18 protein-coding genes are annotated in these 19,165 nt (G+C 68.9%); 15 read left to right on the top strand and 3 right to left on the bottom strand.

Annotated elements, in window-relative coordinates; translation table 11 throughout:
• Positions 1-15: 15 nt before the first annotated feature.
• A complete protein-coding gene (gene chrA / locus C4F17_RS05555; protein WP_106934571.1) occupies positions 16-1,389 on the bottom strand; it encodes a chromate efflux transporter in 1,374 nt (457 codons plus the stop codon).
• 157 nt (positions 1,390-1,546) lie between these two features.
• On the opposite strand from chrA, the gene C4F17_RS05550 reads away from it, so the two are divergent.
• From C4F17_RS05550 to bioD, 12 genes are all read left to right on the top strand, one after another.
• A complete protein-coding gene (locus C4F17_RS05550) occupies positions 1,547-3,844 on the top strand; it encodes an ATP-dependent DNA helicase (RefSeq protein WP_106934570.1) in 2,298 nt (765 codons plus the stop codon).
• A gap of 152 nt (positions 3,845-3,996) precedes the next feature.
• A complete protein-coding gene (locus tag C4F17_RS05545) occupies positions 3,997-5,283 on the top strand; it encodes a family 16 glycosylhydrolase (RefSeq protein ID WP_106934569.1) in 1,287 nt (428 codons plus the stop codon).
• A gap of 10 nt (positions 5,284-5,293) precedes the next feature.
• Positions 5,294-5,917, top strand: coding sequence for an alpha-ketoglutarate-dependent dioxygenase AlkB (locus C4F17_RS05540; protein ID WP_106934568.1), 624 nt, complete (start codon positions 5,294-5,296; stop codon positions 5,915-5,917).
• A 134-nt stretch (positions 5,918-6,051) separates the two neighbouring features.
• Positions 6,052-7,074, top strand: a complete 1,023-nt coding sequence (locus C4F17_RS05535; protein WP_106934567.1) for an acyl-CoA dehydrogenase — start codon at positions 6,052-6,054, stop codon at positions 7,072-7,074.
• Positions 7,062-7,823, top strand: a complete 762-nt coding sequence (locus tag C4F17_RS05530; RefSeq protein WP_106934566.1) for a PIG-L deacetylase family protein — start codon at positions 7,062-7,064, stop codon at positions 7,821-7,823. Before C4F17_RS05535 ends, C4F17_RS05530 begins: the two co-directional genes overlap by 13 nt.
• The gene (locus C4F17_RS05525) at positions 7,820-8,425 is read left to right on the top strand and encodes a class I SAM-dependent methyltransferase (RefSeq protein WP_106934565.1); all 606 of its coding nucleotides are present in this window, start codon (positions 7,820-7,822) and stop codon (positions 8,423-8,425) included. The genes C4F17_RS05530 and C4F17_RS05525 overlap by 4 nt, the downstream gene beginning before the upstream one ends.
• The gene (locus tag C4F17_RS05520; RefSeq protein ID WP_081270605.1) at positions 8,422-9,123 is read left to right on the top strand and encodes a glycosyltransferase; all 702 of its coding nucleotides are present in this window, start codon (positions 8,422-8,424) and stop codon (positions 9,121-9,123) included. The genes C4F17_RS05525 and C4F17_RS05520 overlap by 4 nt, the downstream gene beginning before the upstream one ends.
• 126 nt (positions 9,124-9,249) lie before the next feature.
• Positions 9,250-9,561, top strand: coding sequence for a plasmid stabilization protein (locus C4F17_RS05515; protein WP_081270606.1), 312 nt, complete (start codon positions 9,250-9,252; stop codon positions 9,559-9,561).
• Between the two features lie 18 nt (positions 9,562-9,579).
• The gene (locus C4F17_RS05510) at positions 9,580-10,443 is read left to right on the top strand and encodes an NmrA family NAD(P)-binding protein (protein ID WP_106934564.1); all 864 of its coding nucleotides are present in this window, start codon (positions 9,580-9,582) and stop codon (positions 10,441-10,443) included.
• A gap of 296 nt (positions 10,444-10,739) precedes the next feature.
• Positions 10,740-12,122 carry an adenosylmethionine--8-amino-7-oxononanoate transaminase gene (bioA, locus tag C4F17_RS05505; RefSeq protein WP_199851917.1) on the top strand — a complete coding sequence of 461 codons (1,383 nt, stop codon included), beginning with the start codon at positions 10,740-10,742 and terminating at the stop codon, positions 12,120-12,122.
• Positions 12,106-13,341: an 8-amino-7-oxononanoate synthase gene (gene bioF, locus C4F17_RS05500; RefSeq protein ID WP_106937447.1), complete on the top strand. Its 1,236-nt coding sequence runs from the start codon at positions 12,106-12,108 to the stop codon at positions 13,339-13,341. Before bioA ends, bioF begins: the two co-directional genes overlap by 17 nt.
• Complete coding sequence (gene bioD, locus C4F17_RS05495) at positions 13,338-14,087, top strand: dethiobiotin synthase (protein ID WP_106934562.1); 750 nt, start codon at positions 13,338-13,340, stop codon at positions 14,085-14,087. Before bioF ends, bioD begins: the two co-directional genes overlap by 4 nt.
• Here bioD and C4F17_RS05490 read toward each other — a convergent pair.
• Positions 14,070-15,122 carry an aldo/keto reductase gene (locus C4F17_RS05490; protein WP_106934561.1) on the bottom strand — a complete coding sequence of 351 codons (1,053 nt, stop codon included), beginning with the start codon at positions 15,120-15,122 and terminating at the stop codon, positions 14,070-14,072. The genes bioD and C4F17_RS05490 overlap by 18 nt on opposite strands.
• A gap of 229 nt (positions 15,123-15,351) precedes the next feature.
• Here C4F17_RS05490 and C4F17_RS05485 point away from each other — a divergent pair, with 229 nt between their 5' ends.
• The 3 genes from C4F17_RS05485 to C4F17_RS05475 all read left to right on the top strand — a co-directional run bounded on the left by C4F17_RS05485 (position 15,352) and on the right by C4F17_RS05475 (position 18,673).
• A complete protein-coding gene (locus C4F17_RS05485; RefSeq protein ID WP_081271599.1) occupies positions 15,352-16,353 on the top strand; it encodes an AraC family transcriptional regulator in 1,002 nt (333 codons plus the stop codon).
• 21 nt (positions 16,354-16,374) lie between these two features.
• Complete coding sequence (locus C4F17_RS05480) at positions 16,375-17,316, top strand: cation diffusion facilitator family transporter (protein WP_081271598.1); 942 nt, start codon at positions 16,375-16,377, stop codon at positions 17,314-17,316.
• 121 nt (positions 17,317-17,437) lie between these two features.
• Complete coding sequence (locus C4F17_RS05475) at positions 17,438-18,673, top strand: SAM-dependent methyltransferase (protein WP_106934560.1); 1,236 nt, start codon at positions 17,438-17,440, stop codon at positions 18,671-18,673.
• Here the strand turns inward: C4F17_RS05475 and C4F17_RS05470 are convergent.
• Positions 18,637-19,050: a RidA family protein gene (locus tag C4F17_RS05470; RefSeq protein WP_106934559.1), complete on the bottom strand. Its 414-nt coding sequence runs from the start codon at positions 19,048-19,050 to the stop codon at positions 18,637-18,639. The two genes, C4F17_RS05475 and C4F17_RS05470, sit on opposite strands and share 37 nt — an antisense overlap.
• Between the last annotated feature and the right edge of the window lie 115 nt (positions 19,051-19,165).

Genomic DNA, 19,165 nt, shown 5'->3' with positions numbered 1-19,165 from the left:
GACCTGCGCTCGCGTTCAACGCATTCCAGGGACCAGCAACGAAAGCACCAGCCCCAGCACCGCGCAGCCACCCAGCAGCGGCAGCACCCCGACCTTGAACCGGAACAAGGCAATGGCCGCCGCCACGGCTATTGCCGCCGACATGGCGTCGAAGTGCCCGCCGAAGCCCTGCGGCCACAGCACGTGATAGGCGAAGAAGAGTGCCAGGTTCAGGATCACGCCCACCACCGCCGCGGTGATGGCGGACAGCGGCGCGGTAAACCCCAGCTTGCCGTGCGTTGCCTCGATGGCCGGGCCGCCGGCCAGGATGAAGACGAACGACGGCAGGAAGGTGAAGAAGGTCACCACCGTGGCGGCCAGTGCACCCGCGAGGAAGAGCGAATCAGGCCCCAGCACCCGGTGCAGCCAACCCCCGACGAAGCCGACGAATGCCACGACCATGATCAGCGGGCCCGGCGTGCTCTCGCCCAGGGCCAGTCCGTCGATCATCTGCGCCCCCGACAGCCAGTGATGCTGCTCGACGGCGCCCTGGTAGACATAGGGCAGCACGGCATAGGCGCCGCCGAAGGTCAGCAACGCAGCCTTGGTGAAGAACCAGCCCATCTGCGTGAGGGTCGCGTGCAGCCCCTGGGTGGCGACAAGAACGCCCATGGCCGCTAGCCACAGGCTCAGGCCGGCGCCCAGCACCTTGACCAACCGCGGGCGCGAGAAGCGAGCGTGCGGCGGCGTGGGCGTGTCGTCGTCGATCAGCGCGGCACCGTAGCTCTGCTTGGCCGCGCCGTGCCCGCCGCCCAGCGCGAAGACGCCGGGCGCCCGTTTTGCACCGAAGTACCCGATCAGGCCGGCCGCCAGCACGATGGCCGGAAACGGCGTGCCGAACGCGAAGATCGCCACGAAGGCCGCGGCGGCGATGCCCCACATCCATCTGTTTTTCAAGGCCCGGCTGCCGATGCGATGGGCCGCATGCAGCACCAGCGCGGTGATCGCCGGCTTGATGCCGTAGAAGACGCCGGCCACCGCGGGCACGTTGCCGAAGCGGAGGTATATCCACGACAGCGCGATCAGGATGAACAGCGAAGGCAGCACGAACAGCGCGCCGGCGACGATGCCGCCGCGGGTCCTGTGCATCAGCCAGCCGATGTAGGTGGCCAGTTGCTGTGCCTCGGGGCCGGGGAGCAGCATGCAGAAGTTCAGCGCGTGCAGAAAGCGCTTCTCGCTGATCCAGCGGCGGCGCTCGACCAGCTCGGTGTGCATGATCGCGATCTGCCCGGCGGGGCCGCCGAAGCTGATGAAGCCGAGCTTGAGCCAGAAGCGCAAGACTTCGGCAAAAGTAACCGGCTGCGGGGGCGCGGAAGGCGCCAGGCTTGCGTCGGGCAGGGCAGTGTCCACGGAATGCTCCGTCGAGGGTCTCCAGCGCTTGGACGGGACACCGTCTTGCTTTGCAGGCCGGGAGGCTGTTTTCCCGGTGCGGCATCGTAGCAGCCCCAGGAGTGGTCCTTGCTTGCGGCAGGCGATAACATCTGTATATCCATCCAGTTGTTTCGCAATGGAATCCGAATCCCCCCTTCCGGTCGCGCATACCGTCTCCGTCAAGGCCCTGTGCGCCTTCGGCGCGAAGGCGGGCGACCTCGACCTTCGCTTCGTGCCCGCGCCCAGCGCGCTCGAAGGCATGGCCGGCCACGCGCTGGTGCAGCACCGGCGCGGCGGCGACTATGAATGCGAGGTCGGGCTCGAAGCCACCTGCGGCGGCGTGCATGTGCGCGGCCGCGCCGACGGCTATGAATTCCACAAGGCAAGGGTGGAAGAGATCAAGACCTTCCGAGGCGACTTCGACGCCATCCGCGGCAACCACCGCGCGCTGCACTGGGCGCAGGCCCGCACCTACGGCTGGATGCTCTGCGAGCGGGACGGCCATGACGAGATGACCGTCGCGCTGGTCTATTTCGACATCGCAACAGGCGACGAGACCGTGCTGGAGGAGCACCACACCCGCGAGGCACTGCGCGAGCACTTCGAGCTGCTGTGCGGCCGCTATGCCGCCTGGGCCGAAAGCGAAGCCGCGCACCGCGCCGCGCTGGACGGCACGCTGGCCGCGCTTGCGTTTCCGTACGGCAGCTTCCGCGCGGGCCAGCGCGAACTGGCGGAGGCCGTCTATCGCGCCGGCGCCGGCGGGCGCTGCCTCATGGCGCAGGCGCCCACCGGCATCGGCAAGACGCTGGCCACCATCTTCCCGCTGCTGAAAGCGCGTGCCGCCCGCAGGATCGACAAGCTGTTCTTCCTCACGGCCAAGACTTCGGGCCGGCCGGTGGCGCTCGATGCGCTGCGGGTGCTCGACAAGGGGCGCGGCCAGGGCCGGCTGCGCGTGCTCGAACTCGCGGCGCGCGAAAAAGTCTGCGAATACTCCGACCGCGCCTGCCACGGCGACGCATGCCCGCTCGCCAAGGGCTTCTACGACAGGCTGCCCGCCGCGCGCGAGCAGGCCGCGCAGGTTGCGTGGCTCGACCGCCAGGCGCTGCGTGACATCGGCCTCGCGCACGAGGTCTGTCCTTATTTCCTCGCGCAGGAAATGGCGCACTGGGCCGACGCCATCGTCGGCGACTACAACTACTACTTCGACAGCAGCGCCTTTCTCTACGCCACCATGCGCGAGGCCGACTGGCGCGCCGCCGTGCTGGTGGACGAGGCCCACAACCTGCTCGAACGCGCACGCGGCATGTACACCGCCGAGCTCGACGGCGGCGCGCTGGAGGAAGCCCACCGGGTGGCCCCGGCCGTGTTGCGCGGCCCGCTGGCCCGCGTGTTCCGCGAGTGGGACACCGTGCAGCAGTCGCAGCAGGCCGGCTACGAAACCGGCGACGAGATCCCCGAGCGCTTTCTTCGCACCCTGCAGGCGGCCAACACCGCCATGGCCGAGCACTTCGCGGCCACGCCCGACGCCTCGCAGGGGCCGCTGCAGCGCTTCTTCTTCGACGCGCTGCATTTCGCGCGGCTGGCCGAGGCCTTCGGCGATCACTCCGTGTTCGAGCGCACGCTGGGCGCCACGCAGCAGGCGCGCAGGCTGGCAATCCGCAACCTGGTGCCGGCGCCGTTCCTGCAGGGGCGCTTCGTGGAGGCGGCGTCGGTCACCTGTTTCTCGGGCACGCTGTCGCCTTTCGAGTTCTACCGCGACGCCCTCGGCCTGCCCGAAGACACCGCGCTGCTCGACGTGGCCTCGCCGTTCCACAGCGCGCAACTGCGCGTCGAGGTGGCCATGGACGTGTCGACGCGCTTTCGCGACCGCGCGGGCTCGCTGCGCAATGTGGCGGACATCATCGGCGCGCAGTTTGAGCGCCTGCCGGGCAACTACCTCGCGTTCTTCAGCAGCTTCGACTACCTGGAGAAAGCCTGCGCCGCCTTCTCGATGCGGCACCCCGGCGTGCCGGTGTGGACGCAGACCCGCGGCATGCGCGAGGCCGAGCGCCACGGCTTCATCGCGCGCTTCGAGGAAGGCGGGCAGGGCATCGGCTTCGCGGTGCTGGGCGGCGCGTTCGGCGAGGGCATCGACCTGCCGGGCAGCCGGCTCATCGGCGCCTTCGTGGCCAGCCTGGGGCTGCCGCAATACAACGAGCTCAACGAGATCACCCGCGAGCGCATGCAGGCGCGCTTCGGCAAGGGCTACGAGTACACCTACCTCTACCCGGGCCTGCAGAAGGTGGTGCAGGCCGCCGGCCGCGTGATCCGCACCGAGGAAGACCGGGGCGTGCTGCATCTGCTGGACGACCGCTTCGCGCGCGCCGAGATCCGCGAACTGCTGCCGCGCTGGTGGCACGTGCGGATGGCCGGGGACGCAGATGGCGCGCAATGAATTAAGCCGCTGTTGATATTCAGGCTTTCCCATTGAAATGAAATTAACTCCGAATTAAAACTGACGAGACATTCTTGCCATGTGCTTCCTGTCGATGCCTTATTCGATGCTTAAACTCGATATGGGAATTTTCAACAGCAGGATTGTCTTTAATGAAATCAATTGAATTGATTAGCAAATCGTTAGTTACGGAAAGCTCGCGCAGGAATTTTTTGCAAATGGGTGCGCAGACCGCAACGGTGTTCCTGGGGGGCTCGGCGCTGGCTGGTTGCGGGGGAGGGGGCGGCGGCTCAAGCAGCGGGCCGGCGGCGGGCGTGGGAAATCTGCTCCCTCCTGCCACCCATCCGTCCGGCAACGACTCGTCACCGCCGGCAACTGGCTCATCCGTTGAAAACCAGCCGACATCTCACGGAGCCGCCACGACGGCCGAGGATTTCTCGCCCACGGCGACAAGCCCGACCATTCAATCGTTCTCTCCGTCTGCCGAGGTCGCCGGCAAGGTGATCGTCATCAGCGGTTCCAGGTTCGATTCAACCGCCTCCGTGAGCTTCGGAGCCGTATCGGCACCGCAATTGCGCGTGGACTCGGCAACGCGAATCTCCGTCACCGTGCCTGCGTCGGCCACCAGCGGCCCCGTCATCGTTCGAACGACGGGGGGAGCGGTGCGGTCCAGCGCGCACTTCGCTGTATTGACCGCGCCCACCCCGGCAACCGGCTATCGGCTCGCTTGGCATGACGAGTTCGACGGCACCGGCGTGGACGGGCAAAAGTGGCGGATGGTCAATGAAAAGCGGGACGACGCGCAGCAGACGCCCAGGGCCATCGATGTCGCCGACGGCATCGTGACGATCTCGACCTACACGGACGCAGGCACGCACTACACGGGCTGGCTGGATACGAACAAGGACCCGGGCTGCAAATTCACCTTCGGATATATCGAGGCGCGCGTTCGATTCGTGAACGCTCCGGGGCAGTGGTCCGCGTTCTGGCTCATGTCCAACAGCAACAGGGCGTACACGCCGGAAAATCCGGCCGCAGGCGTTGAAATCGACATCATCGAGCACCGTGCGGTCGGGGCAAACAACGTGGGTGATTTCAGCAACCGGCATTCGAGCGCGGTGCATTGGAATGGCTACAAGGAGGGAGAGAAGAAGAGCGCAGGCAGCGGCGTGAATCCGCTCCCGGTGGGAGAGTCGTTCTCCGAATGGCATACGGCAGGGGTGCTCTGGACTCCGGATAAATATCAGTTCTTCCTTGACGGAAAACAGTTCTGGGAGACCTCCGAAGGGATTTCGAAAAGCCCCGAATACATCCTGCTGACCACCGAGATCAAGGACCTGGCCTGGGCGGGCAATATTCCTCCGGAAGGCTATGGCCGGCGAGGTGCAGGCTCCAATCCGGTCATGCAGGTCGATTGGGTCCGCCTCTGGCAACCATGACTGAGGGCACATGACAAGGAAGACGCGCACTGCCAGACGCCTCGAGCACGCCGCCCACCCCGACCTGTTCGGCGAGGCGCCGGCGGCGGCCGTCGAGGGCCTGCGCTACGAGCGCGACTTCCTGTCGCTTGCCGAAGAGGCCGACCTGCTGGGCATCGTGCAGGGCCTGCCACTCAAGGAGATGCGCTACAAGGAATACACGGCGCGGCGCCGGGGCACCAGCTTCGGCGGCAGCTATGACTTCGGCACCAACCGCCTCAAGCCCGGTCCGCCGCTGCCGGAAGCACTGCACCCGCTGCGCGCGAAGGTTGCCGCGTGGGCCGGCATCGCGCCCGAAGACCTCGGCCACATGCTGATCGCCGAGTACCGCCCCGGCACGCCGCTCGGATGGCACCGCGACGTGCCCGAGTTCGAGGACATCATCGGCGTCTCGCTGCACAACGACGCGGTGATGCAGTTCAGGCCCTACGTGCCGGGCGCACCAGCCTCGGGGCCGGCCGCGCTCGAGTTCCTGATCGAGCCGCGCTCGGTGTACCTGCTGCGCGGGCCGGCGCGCTGGGCATGGCAACACGCCATTGCACCGACCGAGGCGCTGCGCTACTCCATCACCCTGCGAACACGTAGAGCACGCTGACCACGCGCAACCGGCGGGGGCAGGACAGGGCTTGCGCGCAGACCGACGAAGAGGCCGAGCGACAGCCAAGCTCCTACAGGCGCCGGTGCTGCGCGCCGACGGGTCGGCGCGCGAGGCTTTTCTAAGGTCGGTCGATGTTCGATTCAGACCCCGCCGATGCCCTTGCCTCCCTCACGCTCCGGCATGGCCGCGATCTGGCGCTGAAGCACTTGGTCGACGCGGGCCTCGACGTGCTGCCGCTGCCTGGCGGCGGCCAGACCCTCGCGCGCTGGCGCGTGCTGGCGGCAGTCGCGGCGCACGATCTCTCGCTCGTCAAGCTGTTCGAAGGCCACACCGACGCGCTCGCCATCCTGGCCGAGCTCGGCGGCGGCGTGCCGGCCGTCCCGCCGGGCGCGCGCTGGGGCACGTGGTGCGCCGAGCCGCCCGATGCGCGCGTTGTTTTCGAAGTGGCTGAAGGCGGGCGCGATCTGCGGCTGAACGGCACCAAGGCCTGGTGCTCGGGCGCGGCCAGCGTCACGCATGCGGTGGTCAGCGGCTGGAATACGGAAGGCCAACCGTGCCTGGCCGCGGTCGCGATGGACCAGCCCGGCGTCCGCGTGACCGGCGAAGGCTGGCATGCCGTCGGCATGGCCGCGAGCGCCAGCGTGGACGTGCGCTTCGACGACGCGCGGGCCGTGCTGGTCGGCCAGCCCGGCGACTACACGCGGCGCCCGGGCTTCTGGCAGGGCGGGGCGGGCATCGCCGCCTGCTGGTTCGGCGGCGCGCTCGGCATCGCTCGGCGGGTTCGCGAATCCACCGGGCCGAAGGCCGACGCTCACCGGCTGGCCCATCTGGGCGCCATGGAGGTCGCGCTCGGCGGCGCCGCTGCATTGCTGCGCGAATCCGCCGAATGGATCGACCGCCATCCGCGAGACAACGCGCAGCGCGTCGCGATGCGGGTCCGGCTCGCTGTCGAGCGGGCTGCGGAAGAACTCATGCACCACGCCGGCCGGGCGGTGGGCGCCGGCCCGCTGTGCCGTGAACCGAAGTTCGCGCGCGCCATGGCCGATCTGCCGGTGTTCCTGCGCCAGAGCCATGCCGAGCGCGACCTCGCGGCGCTGGGCCAGTCGATCATCACCAGCAACACCGAAGAGGGAACGTCGCCATGGACGCTGTAGAAAGCCGCGCCATCCGCGGCGAAGGCACGACCGAAGCCGAATGGCGCAACTGGCCCGGCCTGGCGGGCCTGCCCACGGTCGCGCCGCACGATCTGGTTCCCGCGGGTTCGCGCGCGGTCGTGGTCGCGCCGCACCCTGATGACGAGGTGCTGGCCGTCGGGGGACTGCTCGCGCAGCTTGCCGACAGCGGCACGCCGGTGGAAGTGATCGCCGTGACCGACGGCACCGCCAGCCATCAGGGGTCCACCGAATGGCCGCCCGAGCGGCTCGCGCAGGCCCGCCCGCGCGAGAGCCTGAGGGCGCTGCATCGCCTGGGGCTGGACGGCATCGCGCCCACGCGGCTGGGCATGCCCGATGGCGGACTGAAGGCGCAGCGGGCGGTGCTCGCGGCGCGCCTGGTGTCGCTGCTGCGGCCTCGCGACGTGGTCTTCACCACCTGGCGCCACGACGGCCACCCCGACCACGAAGCCACCGGCGAGGCCTGTGCCATGGCTGCGGCGAGCGCGGGCGCGCGGCTGGTCGAAGTGCCGGTCTGGGGCTGGCATTGGTCGCACCCCGGCGATGCGCGCATGCCGTGGCAGCACGCCTTTCGCCTGTTGCTCAGCGAGGAAGCCGCGCGCCGCAAGCGCGCGGCGGTACAGGCCTTCACCAGCCAGTTGCGCAGTGACGCGTCCACCGGTTCCGGCCCGGTGCTTCGCGAAACCACCGTGCAACGCGCCGCGCGGCCTTACGAGGTGGTGTTCCTGTGACCGATGGACAGCGCCCCTATTTCGACGCGCTCTATGCGCACAGCGACGACCCGTATGCGCTGCGCGACCGCTGGTATGAAGCCCGCAAGCGCGCCGTGCTGCTGGCCGCGCTGCCGCGGCAGCACTACGCCAAGGCCTATGAACCCGGCTGCGGCGCCGGCGAACTCACGCATGCGCTCGCGGCACGCTGCGGGCGACTGCTGGCGAGCGATTTTTCCGACCGCGCGGTGCAGATCACGCAAGAGCGCACCCGCGAATTGACCAACGTGCGTGTCGAACAGCACGCGCTGCCCGGCGACTGGCCGCGGGACGCCGGCCCCTTCGACCTGATCGTGCTCAGCGAAGTCGGCTACTTCCTGCAGCGCGCGGACATGCAGCGCGTGGCTGAATGCTGCAAAGCCTCGCTGGCCGCGGACGGCACTCTGGTGGCCTGCGACTGGCGGCCCGGCTTCGAGCAGCGAAGCCTGCCGACGGACGAGGTGCACGGCATCCTCGGCGCACTCGGCCTCGCGCGCCTCGTGCTTCACGAGGAAGACGACTTCGTGCTGCATGCATGGGCGCGCGACGGCCGCTCGGTGGCGCAGCGCGAGGGCATCCGGTGATCGGGGTCGTCATTCCCGCGCACAACGAATGCGAACGGCTGGGCGCCACGCTGGCAGCCGTCTGGGTCGCGGCGCGGCACGAATCGCTGTGCGGTGAGCCGGTCGGCGTGATCGTGGTGCTCGACAGCTGCACCGACGGCAGCGAGCGCATCGCGGAGCAGCACCGCGTGGCGCGGCTGGCGCTCGACGTGCGCAACGTCGGCATTGCGCGTGCCCGTGGTGCCGAGCTGTGCATCGAGGCCGGCGCGCGCTGGCTGGCCTTCACCGATGCCGACACCGTGGTCGCCCCCGACTGGCTGGCGATGCAACTGGCCGAAAACGCCGATGCGGTGTGCGGCTGCGTCAGCGTGGACGACTGGAGCGTGCTCGGCGCCGAAGGCGAGCGGGCGAGGGCGCATTTCGACAGCCGCTACACGCATGCCGACAATCACCGGCATGTGCACGGCGCCAACCTCGGCGTGGCGGCCGAGGCCTATCGCCGTGCCGGCGGCTTCGCGCCGCTGGCCTGCAGCGAGGACGTGGCGCTGGTCGAGGCGTTGGAGGCCAGCGGTGCGCGCATTGCCTGGAGCGCCGGCCCGCGCGTCACCACCAGCGCGCGCACCGATGCGCGTGCGCGCGGCGGCTTCGGCGACACGCTGCTGGCCATGGTGGCTTCGCTGGCAGCACCGGTGCCGCTGCTCGCCGGCACGCCGGCGTGAGTGGCCTGCTGACGCGCCCTTGACACAAGACAGACAGCGCTTACGCGAGGCGCTTGCGTCTTCTTACCCGCACGGCCGCTTGCATCTCCAGCATCGAAAGCTCCTCAACCTTGCAGGAGCAGCAACATGCCAAGAGGCGACAAGTCGTCCTATTCGGACAAGCAGAAGCGGCAGGCCGAGCACATCGAGGAAGGCTACGAACATCGCGGCGTCGGCAAGGCCGAAGCCGAGCGCCGCGCCTGGGCCACGGTGAACGCCGAGACCGGCGGCGGAAAGAAGTCGGGCTCGGGCCGTGGCAAGGCCGAGAACCACGCGCCGGCGCGCAAGGGCGGCCGGCTGGGTGGCGCCGCCGCGGCGCACCGCACGGCGGCCGAGCGTTCCGCCTCGGCCAGGAAAGCCGCCGCCACCCGCAAGCGCAACGCCGAGAAGCGCGGCTGAGCGTCCGGGGCGCTGGCGATGCACATCATTCTTGGCGCGACGGGACACGTCGGCTTGGCGCTAGCGCAGGCCTTGCTCGGGCGCAACGAGCCCGTCACCGTGCTGACGCGTGATGCGAGCAAGACCGAGGCGCTGCGCCGCAAGGGCGCGCGCGTGGCGGAAGTCGACGTGTTCGACACGCCCGCGCTGCACCGTGTGTTCCAGGGCGCCAAGAGAATCTTCGTGCTGAACCCGCCGGCGCCCCCGTCCACCGACACGGTCGCCGAGGAACGCCGCAGCTTGCGCGCCATCCTGGCCGCGCTCGAGGGCTGCAGGCCAGAGAAGATCGTTGCCGAATCGGTGTATGGCGCGCAGCCCGGCGAAGGCATTGGCGACCTCGGCGTGCTCCACGAGATGGAACAGGCGCTGCAGGCCGGGCCGGTGCCGTTCAGCGCGTTGCGCGCGGCCTACTACATGAGCAACTGGGACGCGTCGCTCAAGACCGCGCGCGAAGAGGGCAAGGTGCACACCATGTACCCGCCGGATTTCACGCTGCCGATGGTCGCGCCGCACGATCTGGGCGAGTTCGCTGCAAAGCTGATGCTGGGGCCGGCCGAGTCTTCGGGGCCGCACCATGTCGAAGGGCCGGCGCGCTACTCGTCGGCCGACGTGGCGGCGGCTTTCGCAGAGGCCCTGGGGCGGCCGGTGGAGGCAGTGCAGACGCCGCAGGCGCAATGGGTGCCGGCATTCGAGGCGCTGGGCTTTTCGAACGCCGCGGCCAGGTCTTATGCGGCGATGACGCGCATCACGCTCGAAAACAGGTTCGCGCCGCAGCGGCCGGAGTGCGGCGCGATCACGCTGGCGGGCTACATCACCGCGCTGGTCAGAAAAAGCCCAGGTTAGCGATGTCGGCAACGCGCCAATCGCGTGGCCGAAAATCGCGGAAGCGGCTCTGTCGCTCGCGCGAATCGGACATTCCACAGCGTTCTCTGGCGGCAGCCTGACAACTTGCAACGAGCCCGCATGCTGGCTCGCTTGCACGATGCGGTTGTCTTGCGCGACGTTGACTCCAACGCGCGTTCTACCCCTGTCAACATCGCCCAACACACCGTCTTGTCACGCCCTCGAAGCCTGTTTGCCCGCGGCGTAACGCCTCTATACGATCCCGCGCCTCAGTCCCTCTCCAAAGGAATGCACGGGTGCCCTCGACGACCGATTTCTCTTCCGGCAATGCCGGCTGGCAGCAACGCAGCCGGCGCCATGTGTGGCACCCATGCACCCAGAGCATCCGGCTCGAAGCCGCGCCGCCGCTGCCCATCGCGCGCGGCCAGGGCGTCTGGCTGTTCGACCACGAAGGCAGGCGCTACATGGATGCGACCAGCTCATGGTGGGTCAACCTGTTCGGCCATGCGCATCCGGCCATCAATGCCGCGCTGAAGGCACAGCTCGACACGCTGCCGCACGTGATGCTCGCGGGCTGCACGCATGCGCCGGCGGTGGAACTGGCCGAGCGCCTGTCGGCGCTCACGGGCCATGCGCTGGGCCATTGCTTCTATGCGTCCGACGGCGCTTCGGCGGTGGAGATCGCGCTGAAGATGAGCTTCCATGCCTGGCGCAATGCCGGTCGTGGCGGCAAGCAGCGCTTCGTGGCGCTGCGCCAGGGCTACCACGGCGAGACCCTGGGCGCGCTGCACGTGACCGACGTGCCGGTGTTCCGCGACGCCTACGCGCCGCTGCTCGCGAACGCGCACCTCGTCGCCTCGCCGGATGCGCGCAGCGCGTTGCCGGGCGAAAGCCCCGCCGACGTGGCGCGCAGCGCCGCCGCCGAACTCGAGGCTTTGCTGGCCGCGCACCACGACAGCATCGCCGCCGTCATCCTCGAGCCGCTGGTGCAATGCGCCGCCGGCATGGCGATGCACGACCCCGAATACCTGCGGCGCGTGCGCGCGCTGTGCGACCGTCATGAGGTGCACCTGATCGCCGACGAAATAGCGGTCGGCTGCGGCCGCACCGGCAGCTTCTTCGCCTGCGAGCAGGCCGGCATCTGGCCGGACTTCCTGTGCCTGTCGAAGGGCATCAGCGGCGGCTACCTGCCGCTCGCGCTGGTGATGACGCGCGACGAGATCTACGCGGCCTTCGTCGACGACGACGCGGCGCGCAGCTTTCTGCATTCGCACTCGTACACCGGCAACGCGCTGGCCTGCCGCGCGGCGCTGGCCACGCTCGACCTGTTCGACAGCGAAGACGTGTTGCGGCGCAACCGCGCCCGTGCCGCGCGCCTGCTGCAAAGGCTGCATGACGGGCTCGAAGGCTTGCCGGCCGACCACCTGCGCCAGCAGGGCCTGATCACCGCGTTCGACGTGCGCGAGCCGGGCGCGCCCTTCGCCGAACGGTTCCACATGGTCGCGCGCGGCCACGGGCTGTTGATGCGCCCGATCGGCAACACCGTTTACCTGATGCCGCCGTATGCCATCGACGACGGCGAGATCGACCTGCTGGTCGACGGCACGCTGGCCACGCTGAAGGCGGTAGCGGCCACCGGTGAACAGCAAGAAGGAGCCCGCGATGTCGCGCTTGCTTGACCGCCTGCAGGACGAGATCGATGCGCTCGACGCGCAATCGCTGCGCCGCCGCCGCCAGATCGCCGAGACCGCCTGCGCGCCCCGGCAGACGCTCACGCTGCACGGTGCCTCGGCGCCGCGCACCATGCTCGGCTTCAGCAGCAACGACTACCTGGGCCTTGCCGCGCATCCCGCGCTGGCGGCGGCCTGGGCCGAAGGCGCCGCGCTGTACGGTACGGGCAGCGGCGGTTCGCACCTGATCCTGGGCCACTCGCGCGCTCATGCGCAGCTCGAAGAGCGGCTCGCGGACTGGATGGCTCCGTTCATCCCCGAGGCGCGCAGCCTGTTCTTCTGCACCGGCTACATGGCCAACCTCGCGGTGCTGTCGGCGCTGGGCGGTGCGGAGGCGGTGATCTTCTCGGAAGCGCTCAACCACGCCTCGCTGATCGACGGCGCGCGCCTGGCCAAGGCCCGCGTCGAGCGCTATCCGCATCACGACGTTGCCGCGCTCGACGCGCAGCTCGGCGCCTGCGATGCGCCGGTCAAGCTCATCGTGAGCGACGCGGTGTTCAGCATGGACGGATGCATCGCGCCGGTGGCCAAACTGCTGGCGCTGGCCGAGCGGCACGACGCCTGGCTGGTGCTCGATGATGCACACGGCTTCGGGGTGCTGGGCGCGACGGGGCGCGGCGTGCTCGAAGCCATGGGCTTGCGCTCCGAGCGGCTGGTGCTGGTGGGCACGCTGGGCAAGGCGGCGGGCGTGGCGGGCGCCTTCGTGGCGGCGCACCGCACCGTCGTCGATTACCTGGTGCAGCGCGCGCGGCCCTACATCTTCACCACGGCCGCGCCGCCGGCCGTGGCGCATGCCTTGCTCGCCAGCCTTTCATTGATCGAAGGCGATGAGGGCGACGAGCGGCGCGGCCGGCTGCAGGCCCGCATTGCGCAGCTGCGGCAGGGGCTGGCCGGGCTGCTGCCCCGCGATGGCGGCGCGTGGTTGCCGCCGTCGCCCACGGCAATACAGCCGCTGATCGTCGGGGACAACGCGCGCGCGATGCGCATGATGGCGCTGCTCGATGCACAGGGCCTGCGCGTCGGCGCGATCCGCCCGCCCACCGTGCCCGAGGGCACCGCGCGGCTGCGCATCGCGCTGTCGGCCAGCCACACGGAGGCCGACGTGGCGCGGCTGATCGACGCAATGGGGCGGGCGCTCGCGCAGCAGCCTTGCAAGGAGGCCGCATGACGCCGCGCCGCTGGTTCGTCACTGGCACCGACACCGGCATCGGCAAGACGCTGGTCAGCAGCGCGATGCTGAGCCTGCTGGCCGGCTCGGGCCTGCGCGCTGTCGGCATGAAGCCGGTGGCCGCGGGCCTGGAGCAGATCGGCGACAGGCAATGGCACAACGAGGACGTCACGCGCCTGCACGAGGCCGGCAACGTCGACGCGCCGCTGGCGTTGCGCTGCCCGTACCTGCTGCGCGCACCCATGTCGCCGCACCTCGCGGCCAGGGAAGAGGGCGTGCGCATCGCCCTGCAGCCGCTGCTGTCAGCCTTTGCGCAACTGTCGGCGCGCGCCGATGCGGTGGTGGTCGAGGGCGTGGGCGGCTTCTGCGTGCCCTTCGGCGACGACCTGGACAGCGCCGATCTCGCGGTGGCGCTTGGATTGCCGGTGATCCTCGTGGTCGGGCTGCGGCTGGGCTGCCTCAACCATGCGCTGCTGACCGCCGAGGCGATCCGCGCGCGCGGGCTGGTGCTCGCGGGCTGGGTGGCCAGCATGGTCGATCCGCTGATGCTCGCGCCGCAGGCCAACCTGCAGACACTGAGGGCCCGGCTCGGCGCGCCTTTGCTGGGCATCGTGCCGCACCTGGCGCAGGCCGATGCCGCACAGGCGGCCCGCCACATCGACCTGCGCGCCCTGCGCGCGACGGCGGCGCACGCCGCGCGCCTTGCTGCCGTGCAAGCGCCGGAAGCCTCAGCCGCGCCGGCCTGATTCCGCCAGCCGCTTGGCCCGCGCGCCGCCCTGGCGCTCGAGCATCCAGCCGGGGTACTCGGCGGGCAGCGCGCTCACCTTGTCCAGCGTGGCCAGTTCGTCGGGTGTCAGCTTGATGGCGGTGGCGGCGATGTTGTCGTCCAGCTGCTCGACGCGCTTGGCGCCGATGATCACGCTGGTCACGACCTGCTGGTGCAGCAGCCATGCCAGCGCGATCTGCGCCACCGACACCTTGCGGCCCTCAGCCAGCTGGCGCATCGCGTCGATGCAGTCGTAGGCGCGGTCGATGTTCACCGGCGGAAAGTCGAAGGTGGCGCGGCGGCTGCCTTGCTCCGCCTCGATGTCGCGGCCGAACTTGCCGCTCAGCAGGCCGCCCGCCAGCGGGCTCCAGACCATCAGGCCGACGTTCTCGCTGCGCAGCATGGGCGCCAGTTCGCGTTCCAGGTCGCGCCCGGCGATGGTGTAGTACGCCTGCAGCGACTCGAAGCGCGCCAGCCGGTCGCGCTCGGCGATGCCCAGCGCCTTGGCGATCTGCCAGGCCGCCCAGTTCGACACGCCCACGTAGCGCACATGGCCGTGGCGCACGAGTGTGTCGAGCGCATGCACGGTTTCCTCGATGGGCGTGAGCGGGTCGAAGCCGTGGATCTGGTACAGGTCGATATGGTCCAGCTGCAGCCGCTTCAGGCTGGCCTTGACGCCGTCCATGATGTGAAAACGCGAGGCGCCGGCCGAGTTGACGCCCTTGCTGCCGGTCTCGCCCAGCACCTTGGTCGCCAGCACGAAGCTGTCGCGCGGCAGCTTGAGGTTTTTCAGGGCCTGGCCGGTGATCTGCTCCGACAGCCCTTCGGAGTACACGTCCGCCGTGTCGATGAAATTGATGCCGGCGTCCAGCGCGCGGCCGATGAGCCCTTCGGCTTCGGACTGCTGCAGGTTGCCGATCTGGCCCCAGATGCCGGAGGAGCCGCCGAAGGTCATGGTGCCCAGGCACAGTTCCGACACCAGGAGGCCGGTGCGGCCGAATTTGCGGTATTGCATGGCGTGATTCCTTTGCGTTGAAGGCGCTCCGGTACCGGTCGGCCCGGGGCGACAGCAAAAAGTATCCGGCCGCGGACCCCGGCGAGGCGAGCGCGTTCCTGCAAAGTATTTGCCTGATTCTCCAGACCTCTTTTGCCGTGCGTGCGAATTTCCGGGCGGGGCGCTAAGCTGCAAACCGCTCATTCCTCCACGGCCGCCGCGCGGCCCCCATCGCGACAAGGCCCTGAACATGTCCGACGAAACACCCTCCATCAACGCCGTGGTCGGCCAGCCGGCCCAGCCGATGCCGCTCGAACCCGAGATCGACGAAGCCCGCAAGGAACTGGTGGCGCTGCTCAAGCATGTCATGGGCGGGCAGGACGGCACCGTCGTCACCGCCGTGCCCGGCCTGCATGTGTTCTGCATCAGCAAGCCCGAAGGCCCCAAGCACGCGTTCGCGTCCCCGGCGCTGGGGCTGATCGCGCAGGGCTCCAAGCGCATCATCGTGGGCGACGACATCTATGTGTACGACCCCATGCACTACCTGGTGACCTCGGTCGACCTGCCGGTGTGCGGCCAGGTGCGCGTGGCCAGCCACAACGAACCCTACCTGGGGTTGCGGCTGGAACTGGCGCTGGACGACATCGGCGAGCTGATTCGCGACGAGAAGCTGCCCGCCAAGGCCAACGCGCCGGCATCGCGGGGCATGTACGTCAACCGCATCGCCATGCCCGTGCTGGAGCCGGTGCTACGCCTGCTGCGGCTGCTGGACACGCCGGAGGACGTGCCGATCATGGCGCCGCTCATCAAGCGCGAGATCATGTACCGCCTGCTGGTGAACGGCGAAGGCGCGCGGCTGCGGCAGATCGCGCTGCAGGACAGCCACACCCAGCGCATCGCCAAGGCCATCAGCGCGCTGCGCGTGAACTACGCGCAGTCGTTGCGGGTGGAGGACATGGCGCGCGCGGTGCACATGAGCGTGTCGTCGTTCCACCATCACTTCAAGGCCGTCACCGCCATGAGCCCGCTGCAGTACCAGAAGCAGCTGCGGCTGCAGGAGGCGCGCCGGCAGATGCTGATCGCCGGCGCCGACGTGGCCTCGGCCGCGCACGCCGTGGGCTACGAAAGCCCGTCGCAGTTCGCGCGCGAGTACGGCCGCATGTTCGGCGCGCCGCCGCTGCGCGACAAGCGCCGCTGGCTCGGCGAGGCGGGCAACGACGCGCTCGCCGCGGCCTCCATGGAAGCGGCATGACGCGCACGGCCGGTTCCCTTCATGGCTGAGTCGAAGGTCGCGATCTACGGCGCCATCGGCGCGAACGTTGCGATCGCCATCACCAAGTTCGTGGTGGCGGGCATCACCGGCAGCTCGGCCATGCTGTCCGAAGGCATCCACTCGGCCGTCGACACTTTCAACGGCGTGCTGCTGCTGGTGGGGCTGCGGCTGAGCAAGCGGCCTGCCACGCAGGAGCATCCCTTCGGGCACGGCAAGGAGCTGTACTTCTGGAGCCTGATCGTCGCGGTGCTGATCTTCGGGCTGGGCGGCGGCGTGTCGTTCTTCGAAGGCATACAGCACATCCGCCACCCCGAGCCGATGCGCGACCCGACCTGGAACTACGTGGTGCTCGCGGCCGCGGCGCTGTTCGAGGGCACGAGCTTCTTCATCGCGCTGAAGGAGTTTCGCGCGCAGGCACGCGGGCAGCCCTTCTGGCAGGCGCTGGACCGCAGCAAGGACCCGACCACCTACACCGTGCTGGCCGAAGACTCCGCCGCGCTGGCGGGGCTGGCGGTGGCGGCGCTGGGCATCTACTTCAGCCATTCGCTTGGCATGCCCGAGCTCGACGGCGTGGCGTCGGTGGTCATCGGCGTGCTGCTGGCGGGCGTGGCGGTGTTCCTCATCCGACAGGCGCGCGGGCTGCTGATCGGGGAGGGCATCCGGCCGGAGACGGCGCGCGCCATCCGCGCCATCGCCATGGAGCAGCCGGGCGTGGAAGACGTGGGCCACGTGCTGTCGATGTACATCGGCGCCGACGAGGTGCTGGCGGTCGTCGACGTCAACTTCAGGGACGACACCCAGACCGGCGCCGCCGCCGATGCCGTCGCGGCCATCGAGCGGCAGGTGCGCGCGCGGTTCCCGATGATCAAGCGCATCTTCATCGAGGCGAGCGACGCGCCGGCGCCCGACAAGGCAACGCAAGGAAAGGCGGGCGCCTTCTAGCACTTGCCGCAATTTCTTGCGTCGTCACGACCATGCAGGATTTACGAGATTTCGCTATTGTTCTGGCCGCTGCAGCAACCCGCTCATTCGAACGGGGGAACCCAACAACACGGAGAAATGCATGCTTTGGGAAAAGAAGCTGGCGCAGTGGAGCGCCGGTGTCCGCGCACGCGCCAACCTGCCGGCGCGGCTCACCTTGTGGGACGGACAGTCCTTCGACTTCGGCAACTTCAGCGGGCCCGCGGTCACGCTGCACGTCAAGTCGCCCGCCGCGCTGTCGCTGATGCTGCAGCCCACGCTCGACAACCTCGGCGAGGCCTACGTCAAGAGCAAGATCGACATCGAGGGCAAGCTCAGCGACGTCATCGACATCGCCTACGGGCTCGCCAGGACCTCCATCGACAAGCCCGGCGGCGCGCTGCAGAACATGGCGCGCTACTTCACGCACACCAAGTCGTCGGACAGGAAGTCGATCCAGTACCACTACGACGTGTCGAACGCCTTCTACCAGCTGTGGCTCGACCCGAACATGGTGTATTCATGCGCCTACTTCGAGAACGGCGACGAAGACCTCGCGACCGCGCAGCTCAAGAAGATCGACCACATCCTCACCAAGATCCAGCTCAAGCCGGGCCAGACCCTGCTGGACATCGGCTGCGGCTGGGGCGCGCTGGTGATCCGCGCGGCGCAGAAGTTCGGCGCGCGCTGCGTGGGCGTGACGCTGTCGCAGAACCAGTTCGACCTGGCCAATGAGCGCGTGAAGGCCGCGGGCCTGGAAGACCGCATCGAGATCCGCCTGCAGGACTACCGCGACGTGACCGGCCAGTTCGACCGCATCACCAGCGTCGGCATGTTCGAGCACGTGGGCCGCAAGAACCTGCCCGATTACTTCAAGCGCGTGCAGCAGCTGCTGGCCGACGACGGCGTGGTCATGAACCACGGCATCACCTCGTCGGACCCGGAGGGCGGTGGCGTGTCTTATGGCGGCGGCGACTTCATCGACCGCTACGTGTTCCCGAACGGCGAGCTGCCGCACATCAGCCTCGCGCTGCAGGCCATGCAACAGGGCGGGCTCGAGGCCTTCGACGTCGAGAACCTGCGCCGCCATTACGCGCAGACGCTGCGCTGCTGGAGCGACGCCTACGAGGCCAACGCAGCCAAAGCCCGCGAACTGGTCGACGAAGAAAAATTCCGCATCTGGCGCGTCTACCTTGCGGGCTGCGCCTATGCCTTCGAGAACGACGACGTGGCGATCTACCAGATCGTCGGGCGCAAGGCGGGCAGGGCGGCGAAGACGCTGCCCTGGTCGCGGCGCTACATCTACGACAACACCTCGGCACTGAGCGCCGGGAGCTGAGCGATCACCTTGATCTCGAACTGGAAGCCGTAGAGCCAGGTCACGCCGATGCCCGTCAGCGTGGGGTGGGGCGCTTCGCCCCAGTATTGGGGCACCAGTTTCCAGATTTTCTCGAAGTTCTTTTCGGGGGCGACGATGAAGACGGTCACGTCGACCACGTCGTCGAAGGTGCAGCCCGCGGCCGCCAACACAGCGTTCAGGTTGCCGAAGGCGCGGTGCACCTGCGCCTCCAACTCCGGCTCGGGCGAGCCGTCCTCGCGGCTGCCCACCTGCCCGGAGACGAACAGGAAGCCGTTGGCGCGCACCGCCGGCGAATAGCGGTTCTTTTCATAGAGCGCCTGGCGCCCGGGCGGGAAAACGACGTCGCGTTGGGCCATGGGTTGCTTTCTTCCTGCTGTGAGTGATGACGATGAAGGGACTTTAGGCAGCCCCGCCGTTCCGATAAACGGGCAAGACCAACAATCACTGTTTGGTAAACCCAAACAATCCCGG

The sequence above is a fragment of the Variovorax sp. PMC12 genome (genome assembly GCF_003019815.1).
GTDB lineage: Bacteria > Pseudomonadota > Gammaproteobacteria > Burkholderiales > Burkholderiaceae_C > Variovorax.
The sequence above is the reverse complement of the archived record's forward strand: the minus strand, read 5'-3'. Positions and strand labels throughout refer to the sequence as shown.